Here is a 16,709-nt window from a genome sequence, read left to right as displayed (position 1 = left end):
GGCCGAGCCCGCAGGGAGGATCACCGGGCCAGGAACGACTCCAGTTCCGCGGTGGTCGGGTACGACGCTTGTGCGCCCGCCTTCGTCGCGGCGTACGCCCCGACACCGACGGCGAACCGAGCCGCGTCGACGAGGGCGTCCCCCGCCGCGAGCCGCAGCGCGACCGCACCCATGAACGCGTCGCCGCAGCCCGTCGTGTCGACCGGCTCGACCCGCACGGCGTCGATCGACACCGGATCGTCGTCGCCGTCGTGCACGGTGCAGCCCGCGCCACCCCGGGTCACGATCGACCGCTTGACACCGTGGTCCCCGAGCTCGGCTGCCTCGTGCTCGTTCACCAGCAGCACGTCGGTCAGCTCGAGGAGCTCGGCCGGTACGGCACCGAACGGGGAGAGGTTCGTCAGCACCGTGACGCCCGCGGCACGAGCGGCCCGGGCGGCGGCGAGGACGACGTCGATCGAGACCTCGAGGCAGAGCCCGAGCACACCGGCGCCCTGGAAGGCATCCGACGGCACGTCCGAAGGGGTCAGCGTGCCGTTCGCGCCGGCGGAGATCACGATGGTGTTCTCCCCCGCGCCGTCGACCGTGATGACGGCGGTGCCGGTGGCCACGCCCTCCCGGACGGCGATGTGCGTCGTGTCGACACCCGCCGCCGCGACGGAGTCGCGGAGCAGTGCACCGTTCCCGTCGTCGCCGACCGCACCGATCATGCGCACCGTGCCCCCGAGCCTCCCGGCAGCCACTGCCTGGTTGGCGGACTTGCCCCCCGGCAGGATGGCGAGGTCGGACCCCTGGAGGGTCTCACCGGGCTTCGGGAAGCGCTCCGTGCGGACCACGAGGTCCGCGTTGAGGCTCCCCACGACGACGATGCCGGTCATGCGGCGGCTCCTGTCTCGGCCGAGGCCGGGCGCGGGATGAGGAAGGACGTGGCGAGTGCCGCGCAGGTGATGACGGCACCGAGCAGCATGCCACCGGAGTAGCCGGCGGTGCCCGCGGACCCGCCGGTCCCGAGCGCGATCTGCAGGGCCGGCAGGACGGCGAAGCTGATGCCGGCACCGAGGTTGAACGCACCCGCGTTGAGACCGGGCAGGAAGCCCGGGTTCGACTCCGGCGAGAGCACGATGCCGAGGCCGTTCAGGATGATGTTCGCGATGCCGGCGTAGGTGATGCCGATCAGGACCGTCGCCGCGATGAGCACCGGCAGCGAGTGCACGCCGACCAGTGCCATGACCACGGTGGCGACGATGCTGCCGACGAGACCGACGCGCAGCACGGCGCGGTAGCCGAGCGTCGGTGCGAGCCGGCCGGCGAACGGTCCGACGACCCAGCCGACCAGCGCGTACGGGGTGAGGAACGCGAGCGAGGCGAGGTCGGCCTCCATGCCGAAGCCCGCGTCCCGGTTCTGCGCGAGGCTCGTGACGAGGCCGTTCACGACGGCGAACACACCCGTCATGGTGAGCAGGGTCGTGACGAGGAGCGCCCAGGTCGCACGGCGCTTGAGGAACCGCGTCTCGACGAGCGGCTCGCGCACCCGCGACTCGACCGCCCAGAAGACGCCGAAGGCCACGAGTGCCAGCACGATCCCGCCGACCACGAGCCCCCAGTTCGCCGCGGCGAGCTTGCCCGCCTCGTTGAACGCGGTGAGGAGTGCACCGACGCTGATGACGAGCGGGAGAACACCCCACCAGTCCATCCGGGTGCCGGCCGACGGCTTCGACTCGACACCCCAGGCCGCGACCATGACCGCCGCGATGACCGTGACGATCGCGATGACCCAGAAGATCCCGCGGAACCCGAAGTGCGTCGCGATCCAGCCACCGGCCAGGGCGTCGACGCCGGCGATGCCGCCGTTCACCGCGGTGAGCAGGCCGAGCGCGGCGCCGTAGCGCTTCGGGTCGGCGATCTCGTTGCGGAGGATGAGCAGCCCGATCGGCACGACCGGACCGGTCACGCCCTGGATCATGCGACCGACGAACAGCATCGGCACGTTGACCGCGAGGGCGGCGACCACGCTGCCGACGAGCATCACCGCGAGCATGCCGAGCAGGACGCGCTTGCGACCGACGATGTCGGACAGGCGCGGCAGGAACAGCGAGAACAGCGCGGCCAGGGTGAAGAACAGCGTCTGCGACAGGCCGATCGTGGCGTCGTCGGTGTGCAGCTCGCGCGCCATCGTGACCAGGGCGGGGCTGAGCATGCTCGCGTTGAGCTGGAACGCGATGCAGGCAGCGAGGAGCGCGGCGGTGAGGGCGCCGATCGACTTCTTCGTCGATGTGGTGGTCATGGGGGTCAGTGCTCCGTGGTGGTCGTGGTGGTTGCGGTCCGAGGGGTCCAGCCCGTGTCCGGGGTCTCGCCGATGCGCTCGAGGGCATCGACCACGAGGTCCCAGAACCGGCCGTGGTCGAGCTCCATCGCGGCGCTCGTGCGGCAGTCCTCCGGCGCGGGCGCGCGGAAGTCGGCGACCGTCATGCCGAGGGTCAGGGTGCCCTGCGTCTCGATGTGGATCGGGACCTTCACGGCACGGACGACGGTCGGGTCGATGACGTACGCGACGGCGCAGGGGTCGTGCACGGGCGGGGCGTCGAAGCCCTGGGCGTCCTTGTACGTCTGGCCGAAGAAGTCGAGCAGTTCGCCGACGAACGCGGCCGGCGCGGTGCCGACGGCGGCGATGCGCGCGGCGACCTCCGGGGTGGCGAGCGCCTGGTGCGTCAGGTCGAGGCCGACCATGACGACGTCCCAGCCCGCGTCGAAGACGATCGAGGCGGCCTCGGGGTCGATGACGATGTTGAACTCGGCGACCGGGCTCCAGTTGCCGACGTGCACGCCGCCGCCCATGAGCACGACCTGCTTGACGCGCTCGACGATGCGGGGCTCCTTGCGGGCCGCGAGGGCGATGTTCGTCAGGCCACCGGTCGGCACGAGGGTGACGGTGCCGGGCTCGTGCGCCATGACCGTCTCGATGATGAGGTCGACCGCGTGCCGATCGTCCAGCTCGAACGACGGCTCCGGGAGCATCGGACCGTCGAGACCGCTCTCGCCGTGGATGTCCGGCGCGACCTCGATCTCGCGCAGCAGCGGGCGGTCGGCGCCGGCTGCGAACGGCACCCCGGTGATCCCGGCGATGCGGGCGACGGCGAGGGCGTTGCGGGTGACCTTCGGGAGCGTCTGGTTCCCGACGACGGTGGTCACGGCCAGGAGCTCGATGTCCGGGTTGCCGTGGGCCAGCAGGATGGCGACGGCGTCGTCGTGGCCGGGGTCGCAGTCGAGGATGATCTTCTCGGGCACGGGCGTGCTCCACTTCTTCGGGGATGAGGTCTGGGCCCGACGTGGTGGGGGTCCGCGGCGGAGGATCAGCTCCCGCGGCACGTCAAGCGTTTGACATCAGAACACGTCAAGCGTTTGACGTCAAGTCAGAGCGGCACGTCCCGACGCGGCGCCCGGCCTCGCGCACCGCCGGTCGGTAGCATCGTCGGGTGCCATCCTCCGCCGCTCCCGGCCGCCGTGTGACCGCAGCGATGGTGGCCGAGCGCGCCGGCACGAGCATCGCCACCGTCTCCCTCGTCGTGAACGGCAAGGAGCGCGGGCGGGTCTCCGAGCCGATCGCCACACGGGTGCGCGACGCCGTCGACGCCCTCGGCTACGTGGTCGACCACGCGGCGAGCTCCCTGGCGCGGGGTTCCGGCGACCTCGTCGTCCTCATCGCCCCGGACCTGTCGAACCCGTTCTTCGCCGAGGTCATCCGTGGCGTGCGGGACACCGTCGGCGACCGCTTCCAGCTCGTGCTCTCCGTGACCGAACGCGGCGCGCAGCCCGTGGCCGCGGACGTCCGGCGCTTCGAACGACTCCGGCCGGCGGGGATCCTCGTCGACGCCCCGGCCGCCGGCGAGGCCATGACCGCCACCGTGCCCGTGGTGCTGCTCGACGCTCCCGGTGGCGAGGAGGCCGTCAACTACGACCTCTCCCCCGGCGTGCACGAACTCGTCGCGCACCTGCACGAGCGCGGGCACCGGCGGGTCGGCTACCTCGACGGGACCTCGCGGGCGGCGACGTTCGGCGTCCGTCGGGAGCTCTTCGAGCAGGAGTGCGCCGCGGTCGGCATCGAGGTCTCCGAGGTCACCGCCCGGGCCGACCTCACGGTGGACGCTGCGGCATCGGCGACGGAGCACGTCCTCGAGGCCTGGCAGGACGACGACGTCACGGCGGTCGTCGCGGCCGCCGACACCCTGGCGTACGGGGTGCTCCGGGTCGCCGGGCGGCTCGGCATCGCGGTCCCCGGGGAGCTGGCGGTCGCCGGCTTCGACGACCTGCCGTCGTCCTCGGTCACCGCGCCGGCCCTGACGAGCGTCGCGCTCCCGGGCGCGGACCTCGGCCGCGCAGCGGCGCTGCGGCTGCTCGCGACGCTCGACGGCACCGCGCCCGAGGCCGCCGTGCTGCCCGCGCGGCTCGTGCGCCGCGCGAGCACGGGCGCGTAGCGCGCCGCGCCGCGGTTCCTGTCCCGAAAAGCGACGACGGGGCCGTGGGCGCGTGGAGCGGCGGCCTGGAGGCACGGTGCGGGGCCGCCCCGCGCCTCCAGGCCGGCGGTGGTCGCGACCACCCCGCCAAGGCGACAGATCCCGCGGATGGGGACCGGCGAGACCGCGAAAGCGACAGTTCTCCGCGGATGTTCCGCGGAGAACTGTCGCTTTCGCGAAGGTGGGCGGGCCGGCCTACCGGTCGGCTTGCTCCGCCGACGCGGCCTGCTCCGCGGCCGGAGCCGCGTGGCCCGCGCGCTGCGCACGCTCGAGCTCGTCGGCCTCGTCACCGCCGACCGCCTCGCCGCGGGCGACCATGCCGGCCGTGTCGGAGAGCTTGATCTGCGGCAGGAACAGGGCGAGCAGGAACGCCACCGCGATGAACGGCAGCAGGTACCAGAACACCGGCGCCAGCGAGTCGGCGTACGCGTTCACGATGCCGTCCTGCACGGCCTCGGGCAGCTTCGCCACCGTCGCGGGGTCGATGCTGCCCGCCGACGACGCGGCATCGGTCGCCGAACCACCGGCACCGCGGAACACGTCGGTGAGCGACGTCGTGAGCCGGGCCGTGAAGAGCGCTCCGAACACGGCGGTGCCGAGGGAGGCGCCGACCTCACGGAAGTAGTTGTTCGTCGACGTCGCGGTGCCCACCTGCTCGGCCGGCACGGCGTTCTGCGCCACGAGGACGACCACCTGCATGATGAGGCCGAGGCCCGCACCGAAGACGAACAGGTACGCGCAGATCAGCCAGATCGGGGTGTCTGCCGCGAGCTGGGTCATGGCCAGCATCGCGAGGGCGACGAGGATCGTGCCGATGATCGGGAACATCCGGTAGCGGCCGGTCTTCGTGATCAGGTTGCCGGACGCGATCGAGGTGCCGATCAGGCCGACCATCATCGGCAGCATCAGCAGACCCGAGACCGCGGCCGAGGTGCCCGATGCCATCTGCAGGAACGTCGGGACGAAGCCGATCGCCGCGAACATGCCGATGCCGAGCACGAGGCCGATGCCGGTCGCGAGCAGGAAGGTCCGGTTCTTGAAGAACGACAGCGGCAGGACCGGGTCCGCCGCACGCGACTCGACGAGAACGAGGAGCGCGGCCGACACGACGAGACCGGCGAACCAGGCCCAGGTCTCGGGGACGTCCCAGCCGTGGTCCTTGCTGCCGCCGAACTCCGAGAAGAACACGAGGCACGTCGTCGCGGCGGACATGAACAGCACGCCGAGCACGTCGATGCGCTTCGTCGCCTTCTTGCTCGGCAGCGTGAGCGCGAACCAGGCGACGAAGAACGCCGCGATGCCGACCGGGATGTTGATGTAGAACGCCCAGTTCCAGGTGAGGTGGTCGACGAAGAAGCCGCCGAGCAGCGGGCCGCCGATCGCCGACAGGCCGAAGATCGCGCCGAGCGGGCCGAGGTACTTGCCGCGCTGGGAAGCCGGCACGATGTCGGCGATGATCGCCTGCGACAGGATCATCAGACCGCCACCGCCGAGGCCCTGCATCGCACGGAACACGACGAGCTGCGTGAAGTCGCCGGCGAAGGCACAGCCTGCGGACGCGATCGTGAACAGGGCGATCGCGATGAGGAACAGGTTGCGGCGACCGAGGACGTCGCCGAACTTGCCGTACACGGGCATCACGATGGTCGAGGCGAGGAGGTACCCGGTCGTCAGCCACGCCTGGTGCGCGACGCCGCCGAGCTCGCCGACGATGGTGGGCATCGCCGTGGAGACGATGGTCTGGTCGAGGCTGGAGAGCAGCATCCCCGCGATGAGCGCGGAGAAGATGATCCAGATCCGGCGCTGCGTGAGGAGCAGCGGCCCGTCGGAGCCTGGGCGAGCACGCTTGGTCGTGCCCGGCGCGGTGGCGCTCATGGAGTGGTGTCCTGTCCGGTCGTGATGGCCGCCCTCAGCAGGCGGAGGTTCGTGGTGAGCAGCTCGTCGAACGGCGGCCCGGTCGCTTCGTCGAAGGCGTCGTCGAAGAACGTCTCGGCGGTGACCTTGAGCAGTGCGGCCGCCGCCTCGGTGACCAGCCGTGCACGTCGGTCAGCGGGGTCGCCCCAGCCGAATCGCTGCCGCACGGCCTCGGTGATCCGGGCGAGCTGCACGTCGGTCGCGGAGAGGAACCGGGCGACGAGCGCCGGCTCCCGCTCGAACACCCGACGGACGAGGGCCTCGTCCGCACGGTCGATGCCGACGCGGTGGAACTGGTCGATCGCCAGCGCGACGATCGAGTCGAGCGGGTCGAGGTCGCCGGGGACGATCCCGCCCGCGGCGTACTCGTCGATCGCCTCGACGTCGGCGTTGATCTCGATGCCGAGCACGGCGTCGTCCTTCGACGCGAAGTGGTTGAAGAACGTGCGCCGGGACACCCCGACGGTCTCGCAGAGCTGCTCGATCGTGAAGCCGTGCAGCCCGTGCTCGACTGTCGAACGGCGCGCTTCGACGATCATGCGTCGGCGCAGCGCGCGGGTGCGTTCGGTGGTGCTCACCGAGCAAGAATTGCACTCTGTACCTGAAAGTGCAACGAGAGGTCGGGTTACAGCGCCTTCTCGAAGCAGAACGACCACGGCATCGTCGCGGCGTAGGGCTCGTACACCGGGATCCGCGTCCAGCCGGTCTTCTCGTAGAGCGCCACGGCCTCGGGCTGCTTGTCGCCCGTCTGCAGGATGAGCCGCTCCGCCCCCTGCTCCCGTGCGACCTGCTCCCCCTCGGCGAGCAGGGCGGTCGCCGCACCCTTGCCCCGCGCGGCGGCGAGCACGATGAGGCGCTTCAGCTCGACCTCGTCGCCGAGTCGTCGGACGGCGATGTGCCCGAGGGCCTCGCCGTCCTCGTCGATCGCGAGCAGCGAGGTGATGATCGTCGCCGGGTCCACGGCGAGCGCCCGGCCACGCTCGGCCGTCACCGCCGGGTCCTCGTCGCCGTTCGACGCGCCGTAGCGCTCGTGCATCTCCTCGTCCATGCGGGCGCGGAGCGCCACTCCTCGGGGGTCCTCCCACGCGGCGCGTTCGATCGTGATCACGACGGACGATCCTGTCACGGATGCCAGCGTCGGCGCGACGTCTGCTCCTCGTAGGGCTGCGGGTCCGGGTAGGTCAGGAGTTCGACGGTGCTCCCCCACGGCGTGCGGACGTAGACGAACCGGTTGCGGTCTCCGGCCTCGGGGCCCGGCAGCGGTCGCGGCTCCCCCAGCGCGGTGGCCCCGGCGGTGACGACCCGCTCGAGGGTGGCGTCGAGGTCGTCGACGTACAGCGCGAGGTGCTGCCAGCCCAGGTCCGACGGCACCGCGGGGTCGTCCTGGTCGACGTGGTCGAACGCGAACAGCTCGATGCCCGGACCGCCGGGCAGGGCGAGCATCCGGATCCGGACCTCACGAGCGGTACCGGGCACGCCGAGACGACCGGTGGTCGCCGGCCCCTCCTTCGGCGGCTCGTCGGCACGCAGCGTGTCGTACAGCACCTCGGCGTCGAAGGCCCGGACGAGGAAGTCGGTGGCGGCCTCGACGTCGGGCACGGTCACGCCGACGTGGTCGATGCCCCGGACGCTCATGCGGCCTCCGCCAACGCCGCGATCGGGCCGTCGCCGGCACGGAACGCGGCGAGCACCGCTGCCGCGTCGTCGTACACCTCGGCCGCACCGGCACCGCGGAGTTCGTCGCCGCCGATCCCACCGGTCATCACGCCGACGCAGGTCACGCCGACGCGGCCGGACGACTCGACGTCCCACATCGCGTCGCCCACCATGACCGCGGCGTCGGCGTCGACGCCGGCCTTGCGGAGCGCGACCTGGATGATCCCGGGGTCTGGTTTCGCCTGCTCGACGTCCTCGGAGCTCGTCACGGCCGCGATCCACCGCTCGGCGTCCAGCAGGTCCCGCAGCCGCACGAGCTCGTTCTCCGGAGCACTGGTCGCGAGGACCACGGCGTGCCCGGCCTCGGCGACCGCCTGCAGGAGCTCGCGCGCCCCCGGGAGCAGTCGGAGCCGCGGCTGGTGCTCGGCGAAGTACGCCGAGTGGTACTGCTTCGCGGTGCCCCGGGTGTCGTCCGAGGCGTCCGGGAGCAGTTCCCCGAGCAGCTTCGCGGAGTCCATGCCGATCGCCCGGTGGATGTGCCAGGCGTCGACGGACTCGCCGACCGCCAGGAACGCGCGCCACCAGGCGTCGATGTGGGCGTAGTTCGAGTCGACGAGGGTCCCGTCGATGTCGAACAGGACAGCGGTGGAGGGTGCGTCCGGCATCCCTCCACCCTGGCCTGGAGGCACGGATCGCCTCCCAGGGGCGACCCGCGTCCGTCAGACGGTGATCGACTCGCCTGCGGGCAGGATCTGCACCGGCACCGGTCCGAGGCCGTCCGGGCCGAGGAACCGCGCGGCGGACTGCTGTCCGAGCTCGCTGAGCATCGCCTCGTGGATCTGCACGGCGTGCTCCGGCGAGACCGCGCGGACGTAGTCGACGGCCTCGGCGGTGCTCGTCCACGGGCCGCTGGTCGGCAGCAGCAGGGTCTGCACCGGGACGCCGGGCTTGAGATAGGCGTCACCGGGGTGGAAGACGACGCCGTTCACGAGGTAGCCGACGTTCGCGATGGTCGGGATGTCGCCGTGGATGACGGCGTGCTCCTCGCCGAAGACCTGCACGGAGAACGGGCCGACCTCGAACGCGTCACCGGCGGAGACGGCGGCGACGCGGCCGTCGTGGGCGCCGAGCTGGTCGACGATCGCGGCGGGGCCACGGACGACGAGCGCGTCGTTCGCGTCGAGCGCGGCACGGACGGCGTCGACGTCGAAGTGGTCGAAGTGCTCGTGGGTCACGAGGACGGCGACGGCTGCCGTCGCGAGGTCGGCACCCTCCGGCGTGAACGTGCCCGGGTCGATGACGAGGGTGGCGCCGTCCTGCTCGAGGACGACGGTGGCGTGGTTGTACTTCGTCAGCTCCATGCCCCCGATTCTACAACCGTGTTGTACATCTCCGGGTCGATCCGGATGAGAGGTCGTTCACCGTTCGAGCCGTGCCGCGATGCGGTGGAACAGCTCCGGCACCCGGGCGAGCGCCGCACGGTCCGCCTCGGACAGCTCCGAACCGATCACGGACGCGAACGTCCCGGCCCGGGCGCTGCGCTCCCGCAGCATGACCGTGCGACCGGCGTCCGTCAGCCGGATCACCGAGACCCGCCGGTCGCCGTCCGCGACCCCTCGCTCGACGAACCCGCGCTCCTCGAGCTCCGCCACCGTCCGCGACTGCCCCTGGTGCTTCACCCCACGGGCACGGGCGAGCTCCGCGATGGTCTGCGGCCCCTGCCGGTCGAGCAGCCCCAGGCTCGCGCTCTGCGCCTGCGGCAGCTCGTCGGTGAGTGCCCTGGTGGCCCGCACGATCCGCCCGATCGACTCGCGGAGCTCCTCGGCGAGGTCGTCCGGGGTCGTCGTCATGCCCTCGACCGTACCGCCGGAGCCCAGCACCGGCGGCGACGCCGGACGTAACCCGCTGCCGGACGGACCGCTGCACGACGAAGTGTGACGCGCCTCCAGGCCGGATCAGCGGCCCCAGACGCAACGCGACGCAACCCGGGGACACGACCCGTCACCGAGCGTGCGGAGCCCGCACCGGCGACCCGATCATCGGGTCCCATGACCACCACCACCACCGCACCCGCCCGGACCGACCGCGCAGCGGACCTGGTCGACGCGCTCGGTCGCCTGCACCCCGACATCGAGGTGCGCCCCGCCGGCCGCGCGACGAGCGCCTACCGGTACGACGCCGGCACCACGCCCCGGAACGGTGCGCCCGTCGAGGGCGACGGGCCGGCCGTGGCGTTCCCGTCCGACGCCGCTGCGGTGCAGGCAGTCGTCCGGCTCGCCGGCGAACACGGCGTCTCGATCGTGCCCCGGGGTGCCGGCTCCGGACTCTCCGGCGGCGCCACCGCGACCCGGGACCAACTCGTCGTGTCCACCGAGCGCCTCGACCGCATCGTCGAGGTCGCTCCGCTCGACGAGGTCGCCGTCGTCGAACCCGGCGTCGTCAACGCGGCGCTCAACGCCCACCTGGAGCCGTACGGGCTGTTCTACGCACCCGACCCGGCCAGCTTCGAGATCTCGACGATCGGCGGCAACATCGCGACGAACGCCGGCGGCCTGCGCTGCGCGGGGTACGGCGTGACGCGGGAGTCGGTGCTCGGCCTCGACGTGGTGCTCGCGGACGGCAGCCTGGTGTCCGTCGGCCACCGGTCGGTCAAGGGCGTCAACGGCCTCGACCTGACCTCGTTGTTCGTCGGCTCCGAGGGCGTGCTCGGCATCGTCGTCCGCGCGATCGTCCGGCTCCGGCCGATCCCGGTCGCCCGCCGGACCGTCTCCGCGTTCTTCCCGAGCACGTCGGCGGGGCTCGACGGACTCGACGCGATCACCCGCTCCCCCGTCCGGCCCACCGTCGTGGAGTTCTTCGACGAGCCGAGCCTCACCGCGATCGACGCCTTCAGCGGCACCGCGCTGCGGGACCGGGGCGCGTCGCTCGTGCTCGTCGAGCTCGACGGCTACGGCATCGACGAGCAGACCGCCGACCTCACCACGGCACTGACCTCGTCCGGCGCCGTCGTGACCGCCGAGACCGCCGAGGACGGCCACGCCCTGTGGGAGCTCCGCCGGCACGGCCGCGGGCACACCGAACCGCAGTGGTTCGTCGGCGAGGACATCGCCGTACCGAAGTCCCGCCTGCGCGACGTGTACTCCCGGTTCGCCGAGCTCGAGGAGCGCTTCGACGTGCGCGTCTCGGCGGTGTCGCACGCGGGGGACGGGAACCTCCACCCCGCGATCACGCGGGCCATCGGCGACGCCGACCCCGCCGACCGCCCGGCTGCCCTCGACGAGGCCGCGACCGAACTCGTCCGCATCGCCCTCGCCGCCGGCGGCACCGTCACCGGCGAGCACGGCATCGGCACGGTGAAGCGGGAGTGGGCGGCGCTCGAGCTGTCGCCGCGGCACCTCGCCGCGCAGCGGGCACTCAAGGACGCCCTCGACCCGGCCGGGCTGCTCAACCCCGGCAAGGCCATCTGACCCGCTCCACCCGGAACCGACCCGCGCTCCACCCGACCCTGACAGGAACCCCCATGACCGATTCACCCCGCTGGCGCCGGCCCCTCGCCGGTCTCGCGATCGCCGCTGCGGCGGCCCTCGTCCTCACCGCGTGCTCGTCGGGCTCGCAGGCATCGTCGACGTCGGACGGCAAGCCCGTCGAGGGCGGCAACCTCACCTTCCTCATCCAGGGCTACGACAACGGGTTCGTGTCGAGCAAGAGCGCGATCTCGAGCTACGAGGGCAACCTCTGGGGCGAGATCACCGACAAGCTCGTGTACGTCGACGCGAAGGGGAAGACCAGCCCGTGGATCGCCACGAGCTGGGACCAGTCCGACGACGCGAAGCACTTCACGCTGCACCTCGAGAAGGGCGTGACTTTCTCGGACGGCACCGCGCTCGACGCCCAGGCCGTGGTCGACAACATCGACCTCTGGGCCCACGGCGACGCCGAACGGGGCATCAGCAAGGTGGGCCTCTTCCCGTCGAGCACCTTCATCGGGGCGAAGGCGACCGACGACCACACCGTCCAGGTCGACTTCTCGTCGCCCGCCCTCGGGTTCATCCCGACGCTCGGGTACCACGGCTCGATCCTGCTGTCGCCGAAGACCCTGGCGCTGCCCGTCGACCAGCAGGCCGACCTGTCGAAGGAGATCGGCTCCGGGCCGTTCACGGTGAAGTCGGTCAAGGAGGGCGAGGAGTACGTCCTGGCGAAGCGGAAGGACTACGACTGGGGGCCCGCGGCGCTCGGCCACACCGGTGCGCCGTACCTCGACACCCTGACCTACAAGGTGATCAAGGACGAGTCGGTCCGGACGCAGGCGGTCGTCGCGGGTCAGGCGGACGTGTCGTTCAACGTCGAGCCGCAGGAGATCGACTCGCTGAAGTCGCAGGGCTTCACGGTCGACACCCCGCGGTACCTCGGGTTCACCGACGGCTTCAAGGTCGACACCACCGCGTTCCCGACGAACGACGCCGCGGTCCGCAAGGCGATCCAGATCGGCATCGACCGGAAGGCGATCCTGAAGACCGTCTACACGTCGGACTGGCAGGCCGCGACGTCGTTCATCCAGGGCAACGTTCCGGAGGTCGCCGACGAGTCGAAGCTGCTCGCCTACGACCCGGACCGCGCCGAGCAGCTGCTCGACGACGCCGGGTGGACGACCGGCTCCGACGGTGTCCGGTCGAAGGACGGCAAGGACCTCGAGTTCACGCTCTCCCCCAACCCGTACGTGCCGTCGACGCAGGCCGAGGACGAACTGATCGCGCAGCAGCTCGCGAAGATCGGCGTCAAGGTCCGACTCAAGGTCGTCGACGTCGCCGGGTACGCCGCGGTGCAGGCATCCAACCCGCCGCTCTACCAGACCTCCCGCAGCTTCGTCGACGTCGGGACGGTCGCCGGCGTGCTCACCAGCCAGGACGGCGGCGAGGACTGGTTCGGCCTCGGCACCGGCGACGCGAAGCTCAACGAGCTGTCCACCGCCGTGGCCACCGCCTCGGACGAGACCGCCCGGAAGAAGGTCGCCGCCGAACTGCAGCAGTACGTGCTCGAGCAGGGCTACTTCGTCCCCACGGTGCAGCTCGTCCAGCGCCTGTACCTCATCTCGCCGAAGGTGCACGGGACGAAGTACAACGGCCTCGCCTACGCGAACTTCGCGACCGCCTGGATCGAGCGGTAGCCGTGTCGTACCTCCGTTACGCGCTGCTGCGGGTCGCGCAGGCCCTCGTCGTGGTCCTGCTGGCGTACGTGCTCACGTTCCTGGTGATCAGCGTGCTGCCCGGCGACGCGGTCACGAACGCGCTGCGCGACCCCCAGAGCGGCCTCAGTGAGCAGGACATCGCGAAGATCGTGTCCTACTACGGCCTCGACCAGCCCGTGCTCCTCCAGCTCTGGCTGTCGCTGTCCCGGTTCGTGGTCGGACAGCTCGGGTTCTCGCTGCAGTCGAACCTGCCCGTCACACAGGTCATCGCGGGCTCGTTGCCGTCGACGCTCGTGCTCGCCGGCTCGGCCCTGCTCGTGTCGATCGTCTTCGCGGTCGGCATCGCGTACGGCTCGCAGTACGCCCCGGGCGCCTGGCTCCGGAACGCGCTGCGGTCGGTGCCGTCGTTCTTCCTGTCCGTGCCGAACTTCGTGATCGGCCTGGTGCTCATCTCGTGGTTCGCGTTCCAGCTGCACACCTTCGCGGTGATCGAGCCGGACAGCCCCGTGGCGACGTTCTTCGCGGCCGTCACGCTGGCGATCCCGGTGTCGGCACCGCTCGCCGAGGTCCTCATCGCGAACCTCGACCACGAGTCCCGGCAGGAGTACGCGACCGTCGCGCGCTCCCGGGGGCTCTCGAAGGCGGGCCTGTTCGCCCGGCACCTGGTGAAGCCGTCGCTGCTGCCCGCGGTGACGATGGTGGCGCTCGTCGTCGGGGAACTGCTCGGCGGGTCCGTGATCACCGAGACGATCTTCGGTCGGGACGGCATCGGCGTGGTCGTGCAGAAGGCCGTCACGACACAGGACGTCCCGGTGCTGCAGGCCGTCGTGTCGCTGGCCGCGGTGGTGTTCGTGGTCGTGAACCTCATCGCCGACCTCGTGTCGCCGTTGCTCGACCCTCGCATCTCGCTGCGGACGACGTCGACGAAGGTACGCACCGCGACGGAGCTGGTGCCGGCATGAGCGCGGACCTCACCACCGTCCGGGTGGCCACGACGCCAGCGGTGCGGGCGGGGGAGCGCCGTCGCCGCCTGGCCGTCCCACCGACCGTGCTGCTCTCGTTCGCGGTGCTCGTGATCGTGCTGCTGTGGTCGCTCGCACCCGGCCTGTTCACCGGCCAGAGCGCCGTCACCGGGGACACGGCCGCGAAGCTGCAGGCACCGTCGGCCGCGCACTGGTTCGGCACCGACTACCTCGGCCGCGACCTGTACGCCCGCGTGGTGCACGGCACGGCGTCCTCGGTGACGAGCGCACTGGTCGCGGTGGCCATCGGCCTCGTGATCGGTGGTCTCATCGGGCTCGCGAGCGGGTTCCTGCGCGGCTGGGTCGACGTCCTGCTCGGGCGCGTCGTGGACGTCCTGCTCGCGATCCCGGGGTTCCTGCTGGCGGTGGTCATCGTCAGTTCGCTCGGTTTCCACACGATCAACGCCGCGATCGCCACGGGCATCTCGGCCGTCGCGGCCTTCGCCCGGCTCGCCCGCGCGGAGACGCTCAAGGCGCGGGGGTCGACGTTCGTCGAGGCCTCGACCCTCGTCGGCGGCTCTGGGGCCCACGCCCTGTTCCGGCACGTGCTCCCGAACGCGTACCGGTCGGTGCTCGCGCTGGCCGTGCTCAACCTCGGCACGTCGATCCTCGTGATCGCGTCGCTCGCCTTCCTCGGCTACGGCGACGCCCCACCCGCGTCGGACTGGGGGCTCCTGGTGGCCTCCGGCAAGACGTACCCGACGGCACCGTGGCTCGTGTACGCCCCGGCGGTCGTCATCGTCCTCACCGTGCTCTCGGTGAACCGGATCAGCCGCTGGCTGCGGAAGGCAGGTCGGTCATGACGGTCCTGGAGGAACGGATCACCGTGGACACGCTGCTCACGGTGCGTGGGTTGCGGGTCGCGTACGGCGGGACCGAGGTCGTGCACGGCGTCGACTTCGCGGTCCGCCGCGGGCGGACTGTCGCACTGATCGGCGAGTCCGGGTCGGGCAAGTCGACGATCGCGAAGGCGGTGCTCGGGCTGCTGCCCGCGGGTTCGACGGTCAGCGGCTCGGCGGACTTCGCGGGCGACGACCTCGTCACGCTGCCCGACCAGCGCTTCCGGGCGCTGCGCGGACGCCGGATCGGGTTCATCCCGCAGGACCCGGCGACCGCACTGAACCCGGTCCGGACGATCGGGTCGCAGGCGCTCGAGGCGGCCGCCCTCGCCGACGCCCCCACCGCCGAGGCACGACGGGCCGCGGTCCTCGCCGTCTTCGAGCGCGTCGGACTCACCGATCCCGAGCGGGTGTGGCGGTCGTACCCGCACGAGCTGTCCGGCGGCATGCTCCAGCGCGTGCTCATCGGCCTCACCGTCCTGCCCGAGCCGGACCTCGTCGTCGCCGACGAGCCGACGAGCGCCCTGGACGTGACGATCCAGAAGCGGATCCTCGACCTGCTCCAGCAGCTCCGAGCCGAGCGGGGGATCAGTCTGCTGTTCATCACGCACGACCTCGCCGTCGCGGCCGAACGGGCCGACGACCTCGTCGTGCTGCGGGACGGCGTCGTCGAGGAGCAGGGTCCCGCCGCCGAGGTGTTCCGCGCCCCGAAGTCCGAGTACGCCCGGCTCCTGCGCGCCGACGTGCCCGCGCTCAGCCCGGACCGCTACCGGTCCGGCGACGTCGGCCGCACCGCCGCCAGCCCCGATCGCCCTGCGCACGTCTCGGTGTCCGGGGTCGCCCGCCACTACGGCCAGGGCGACCGCACCGTCCGGGCCGTCGACGGGGTCTCGTTCGATGTCCGCGCCGGGACCACGCACGCGCTCGTCGGCGAGTCCGGCTCCGGCAAGACCACCACCGTCCGCATGCTGCTCGGCCTCGAACGCCCCGACGCCGGGGTCATCGCCGTCGACGGCGCCGAGGTGCACGGGCGCTCGAGGGCCGAGCTGCGCCGGGTCCGCCGACAGCTGCAGCTCGTCTACCAGAACCCGTTCACGTCGCTCGACCCGACGTGGCAGGTCCGACGGATCGTCGGCGAACCGCTCGACCGCTTCCGGATCGGTACTCGCGCCTCCCGGGCGGCGGCCGTCCGCGAGGCACTCGAGTCCGTCGGCCTGGACGAACGGTACCTGCGTCGCCGCCCCACCGACCTGTCCGGCGGGCAGCGGCAGCGGGTCGCGATCGCCCGTGCCCTCGTGCTCCGGCCCGAGGTGGTCGTGCTGGACGAACCGACGAGCGCGCTCGACGTCACCGTGCAGGCCGGGATCATCGGGCTGCTCACACGGCTGCAGCGGGAACTCGGACTGACTTACCTGTTCGTCTCGCACGACCTCGCCCTCGTGCGGCAGGTCGCGGACACCGTCACGGTGCTGCGGCACGGCCGGGTCGTCGAGTCCGGGCCGGTGGAGCAGGTGTTCCACGACCCGCAGCACGAGTACACGCGCACCCTGCTCGACGCCGTCCCGGCAGCCAGCTGAAGGAG

16 protein-coding genes are annotated in these 16,709 nt (G+C 71.8%); 6 read left to right on the top strand and 10 right to left on the bottom strand.

From position 1 onward, the window contains the following. Positions 1-20 precede the first annotated feature (20 nt). From ABIC61_RS14180 to uriH, 3 genes are read right to left on the bottom strand one after another with little or no spacing between them, the layout of a single operon-like run. The gene (locus ABIC61_RS14180) at positions 21-878 is read right to left on the bottom strand and encodes a ribokinase (RefSeq protein WP_354030430.1); all 858 of its coding nucleotides are present in this window, start codon (positions 876-878) and stop codon (positions 21-23) included. After that, complete coding sequence (gene uriT, locus ABIC61_RS14175) at positions 875-2,284, bottom strand: uridine transporter UriT (RefSeq protein WP_354030429.1); 1,410 nt, start codon at positions 2,282-2,284, stop codon at positions 875-877. Before uriT ends, ABIC61_RS14180 begins: the two co-directional genes overlap by 4 nt. Before the next feature lie 5 nt (positions 2,285-2,289). Further along, positions 2,290-3,285, bottom strand: a complete 996-nt coding sequence (gene uriH / locus ABIC61_RS14170) for a uridine-preferring nucleoside hydrolase UriH (protein WP_354030428.1) — start codon at positions 3,283-3,285, stop codon at positions 2,290-2,292. Positions 3,286-3,473: 188 nt separating this feature from the next. On the opposite strand from uriH, the gene ABIC61_RS14165 reads away from it, so the two are divergent. Continuing rightward, a complete protein-coding gene (locus tag ABIC61_RS14165) occupies positions 3,474-4,472 on the top strand; it encodes a LacI family DNA-binding transcriptional regulator (protein ID WP_354030427.1) in 999 nt (332 codons plus the stop codon). A gap of 234 nt (positions 4,473-4,706) precedes the next feature. Here ABIC61_RS14165 and ABIC61_RS14160 read toward each other — a convergent pair whose 3' ends face one another. Genes ABIC61_RS14160 through ABIC61_RS14130 form a run of 7 tightly spaced genes read right to left on the bottom strand, consistent with a single transcriptional unit; the run spans position 4,707 to position 9,931 of the window. Beyond that, the gene (locus ABIC61_RS14160) at positions 4,707-6,386 is read right to left on the bottom strand and encodes an MDR family MFS transporter (RefSeq protein WP_354030426.1); all 1,680 of its coding nucleotides are present in this window, start codon (positions 6,384-6,386) and stop codon (positions 4,707-4,709) included. Further along, a complete protein-coding gene (locus ABIC61_RS14155) occupies positions 6,383-7,003 on the bottom strand; it encodes a TetR/AcrR family transcriptional regulator (RefSeq protein WP_354030425.1) in 621 nt (206 codons plus the stop codon). The genes ABIC61_RS14160 and ABIC61_RS14155 overlap by 4 nt, the downstream gene beginning before the upstream one ends. A 47-nt stretch (positions 7,004-7,050) precedes the next feature. Then, a complete protein-coding gene (locus tag ABIC61_RS14150; protein WP_354030424.1) occupies positions 7,051-7,533 on the bottom strand; it encodes a GNAT family N-acetyltransferase in 483 nt (160 codons plus the stop codon). Positions 7,534-7,547: 14 nt separating this feature from the next. Then, positions 7,548-8,060, bottom strand: a complete 513-nt coding sequence (locus ABIC61_RS14145) for a VOC family protein (RefSeq protein WP_354030423.1) — start codon at positions 8,058-8,060, stop codon at positions 7,548-7,550. Continuing rightward, positions 8,057-8,746, bottom strand: a complete 690-nt coding sequence (locus ABIC61_RS14140) for an HAD family hydrolase (protein WP_354030422.1) — start codon at positions 8,744-8,746, stop codon at positions 8,057-8,059. Before ABIC61_RS14140 ends, ABIC61_RS14145 begins: the two co-directional genes overlap by 4 nt. A 54-nt stretch (positions 8,747-8,800) precedes the next feature. Continuing rightward, positions 8,801-9,442 (bottom strand): MBL fold metallo-hydrolase, encoded by a 642-nt coding sequence (locus ABIC61_RS14135; RefSeq protein WP_354030421.1) that lies wholly within the window; start codon positions 9,440-9,442, stop codon positions 8,801-8,803. A 57-nt stretch (positions 9,443-9,499) separates the two neighbouring features. Continuing rightward, positions 9,500-9,931, bottom strand: a complete 432-nt coding sequence (locus ABIC61_RS14130; protein WP_144756559.1) for a MarR family winged helix-turn-helix transcriptional regulator — start codon at positions 9,929-9,931, stop codon at positions 9,500-9,502. 198 nt (positions 9,932-10,129) lie between these two features. Between ABIC61_RS14130 and ABIC61_RS14125 the strand changes: the two genes are divergently transcribed. From ABIC61_RS14125 to ABIC61_RS14105, 5 genes are read left to right on the top strand one after another with little or no spacing between them, the layout of a single operon-like run. Beyond that, positions 10,130-11,548 (top strand): FAD-binding oxidoreductase, encoded by a 1,419-nt coding sequence (locus tag ABIC61_RS14125; protein ID WP_354030420.1) that lies wholly within the window; start codon positions 10,130-10,132, stop codon positions 11,546-11,548. A gap of 53 nt (positions 11,549-11,601) precedes the next feature. Beyond that, a complete protein-coding gene (locus ABIC61_RS14120; RefSeq protein ID WP_354030419.1) occupies positions 11,602-13,245 on the top strand; it encodes an ABC transporter substrate-binding protein in 1,644 nt (547 codons plus the stop codon). Positions 13,246-13,247: 2 nt separating this feature from the next. After that, complete coding sequence (locus ABIC61_RS14115) at positions 13,248-14,228, top strand: ABC transporter permease (RefSeq protein WP_354030418.1); 981 nt, start codon at positions 13,248-13,250, stop codon at positions 14,226-14,228. Continuing rightward, positions 14,225-15,091, top strand: coding sequence for an ABC transporter permease (locus ABIC61_RS14110; protein ID WP_354030417.1), 867 nt, complete (start codon positions 14,225-14,227; stop codon positions 15,089-15,091). Before ABIC61_RS14115 ends, ABIC61_RS14110 begins: the two co-directional genes overlap by 4 nt. Continuing rightward, positions 15,088-16,704: a dipeptide ABC transporter ATP-binding protein gene (locus tag ABIC61_RS14105; protein WP_354030416.1), complete on the top strand. Its 1,617-nt coding sequence runs from the start codon at positions 15,088-15,090 to the stop codon at positions 16,702-16,704. Before ABIC61_RS14110 ends, ABIC61_RS14105 begins: the two co-directional genes overlap by 4 nt. Positions 16,705-16,709: the final 5 nt, after the last annotated feature.

This window comes from Curtobacterium sp. 1544 (assembly GCF_040544915.1).
GTDB lineage: Bacteria > Actinomycetota > Actinomycetes > Actinomycetales > Microbacteriaceae > Curtobacterium > Curtobacterium pusillum_C.
This window is presented reverse-complemented; position numbering and strand designations above follow the sequence as displayed.

What these genes read in the sequence shown, in the direction of transcription:
- ABIC61_RS14180 (WP_354030430.1), bottom strand. Translation starts at nt 878, where the DNA reads ATGACCGGCATCGTCGTCGTGGGGAGCCTCAACGCGGACCTCGTGGTC.
- uriT (WP_354030429.1), bottom strand. Translation starts at nt 2,284, where the DNA reads ATGACCACCACATCGACGAAGAAGTCGATCGGCGCCCTCACCGCCGCG.
- ABIC61_RS14160 (WP_354030426.1), bottom strand. Translation starts at nt 6,386, where the DNA reads ATGAGCGCCACCGCGCCGGGCACGACCAAGCGTGCTCGCCCAGGCTCC.
- ABIC61_RS14145 (WP_354030423.1), bottom strand. Translation starts at nt 8,060, where the DNA reads ATGAGCGTCCGGGGCATCGACCACGTCGGCGTGACCGTGCCCGACGTC.
- ABIC61_RS14140 (WP_354030422.1), bottom strand. Translation starts at nt 8,746, where the DNA reads ATGCCGGACGCACCCTCCACCGCTGTCCTGTTCGACATCGACGGGACC.
- ABIC61_RS14135 (WP_354030421.1), bottom strand. Translation starts at nt 9,442, where the DNA reads ATGGAGCTGACGAAGTACAACCACGCCACCGTCGTCCTCGAGCAGGAC.
- ABIC61_RS14130 (WP_144756559.1), bottom strand. Translation starts at nt 9,931, where the DNA reads ATGACGACGACCCCGGACGACCTCGCCGAGGAGCTCCGCGAGTCGATC.
- ABIC61_RS14125 (WP_354030420.1), top strand. Translation starts at nt 10,130, where the DNA reads ATGACCACCACCACCACCGCACCCGCCCGGACCGACCGCGCAGCGGAC.
- ABIC61_RS14120 (WP_354030419.1), top strand. Translation starts at nt 11,602, where the DNA reads ATGACCGATTCACCCCGCTGGCGCCGGCCCCTCGCCGGTCTCGCGATC.
- ABIC61_RS14110 (WP_354030417.1), top strand. Translation starts at nt 14,225, where the DNA reads ATGAGCGCGGACCTCACCACCGTCCGGGTGGCCACGACGCCAGCGGTG.
- ABIC61_RS14105 (WP_354030416.1), top strand. Translation starts at nt 15,088, where the DNA reads ATGACGGTCCTGGAGGAACGGATCACCGTGGACACGCTGCTCACGGTG.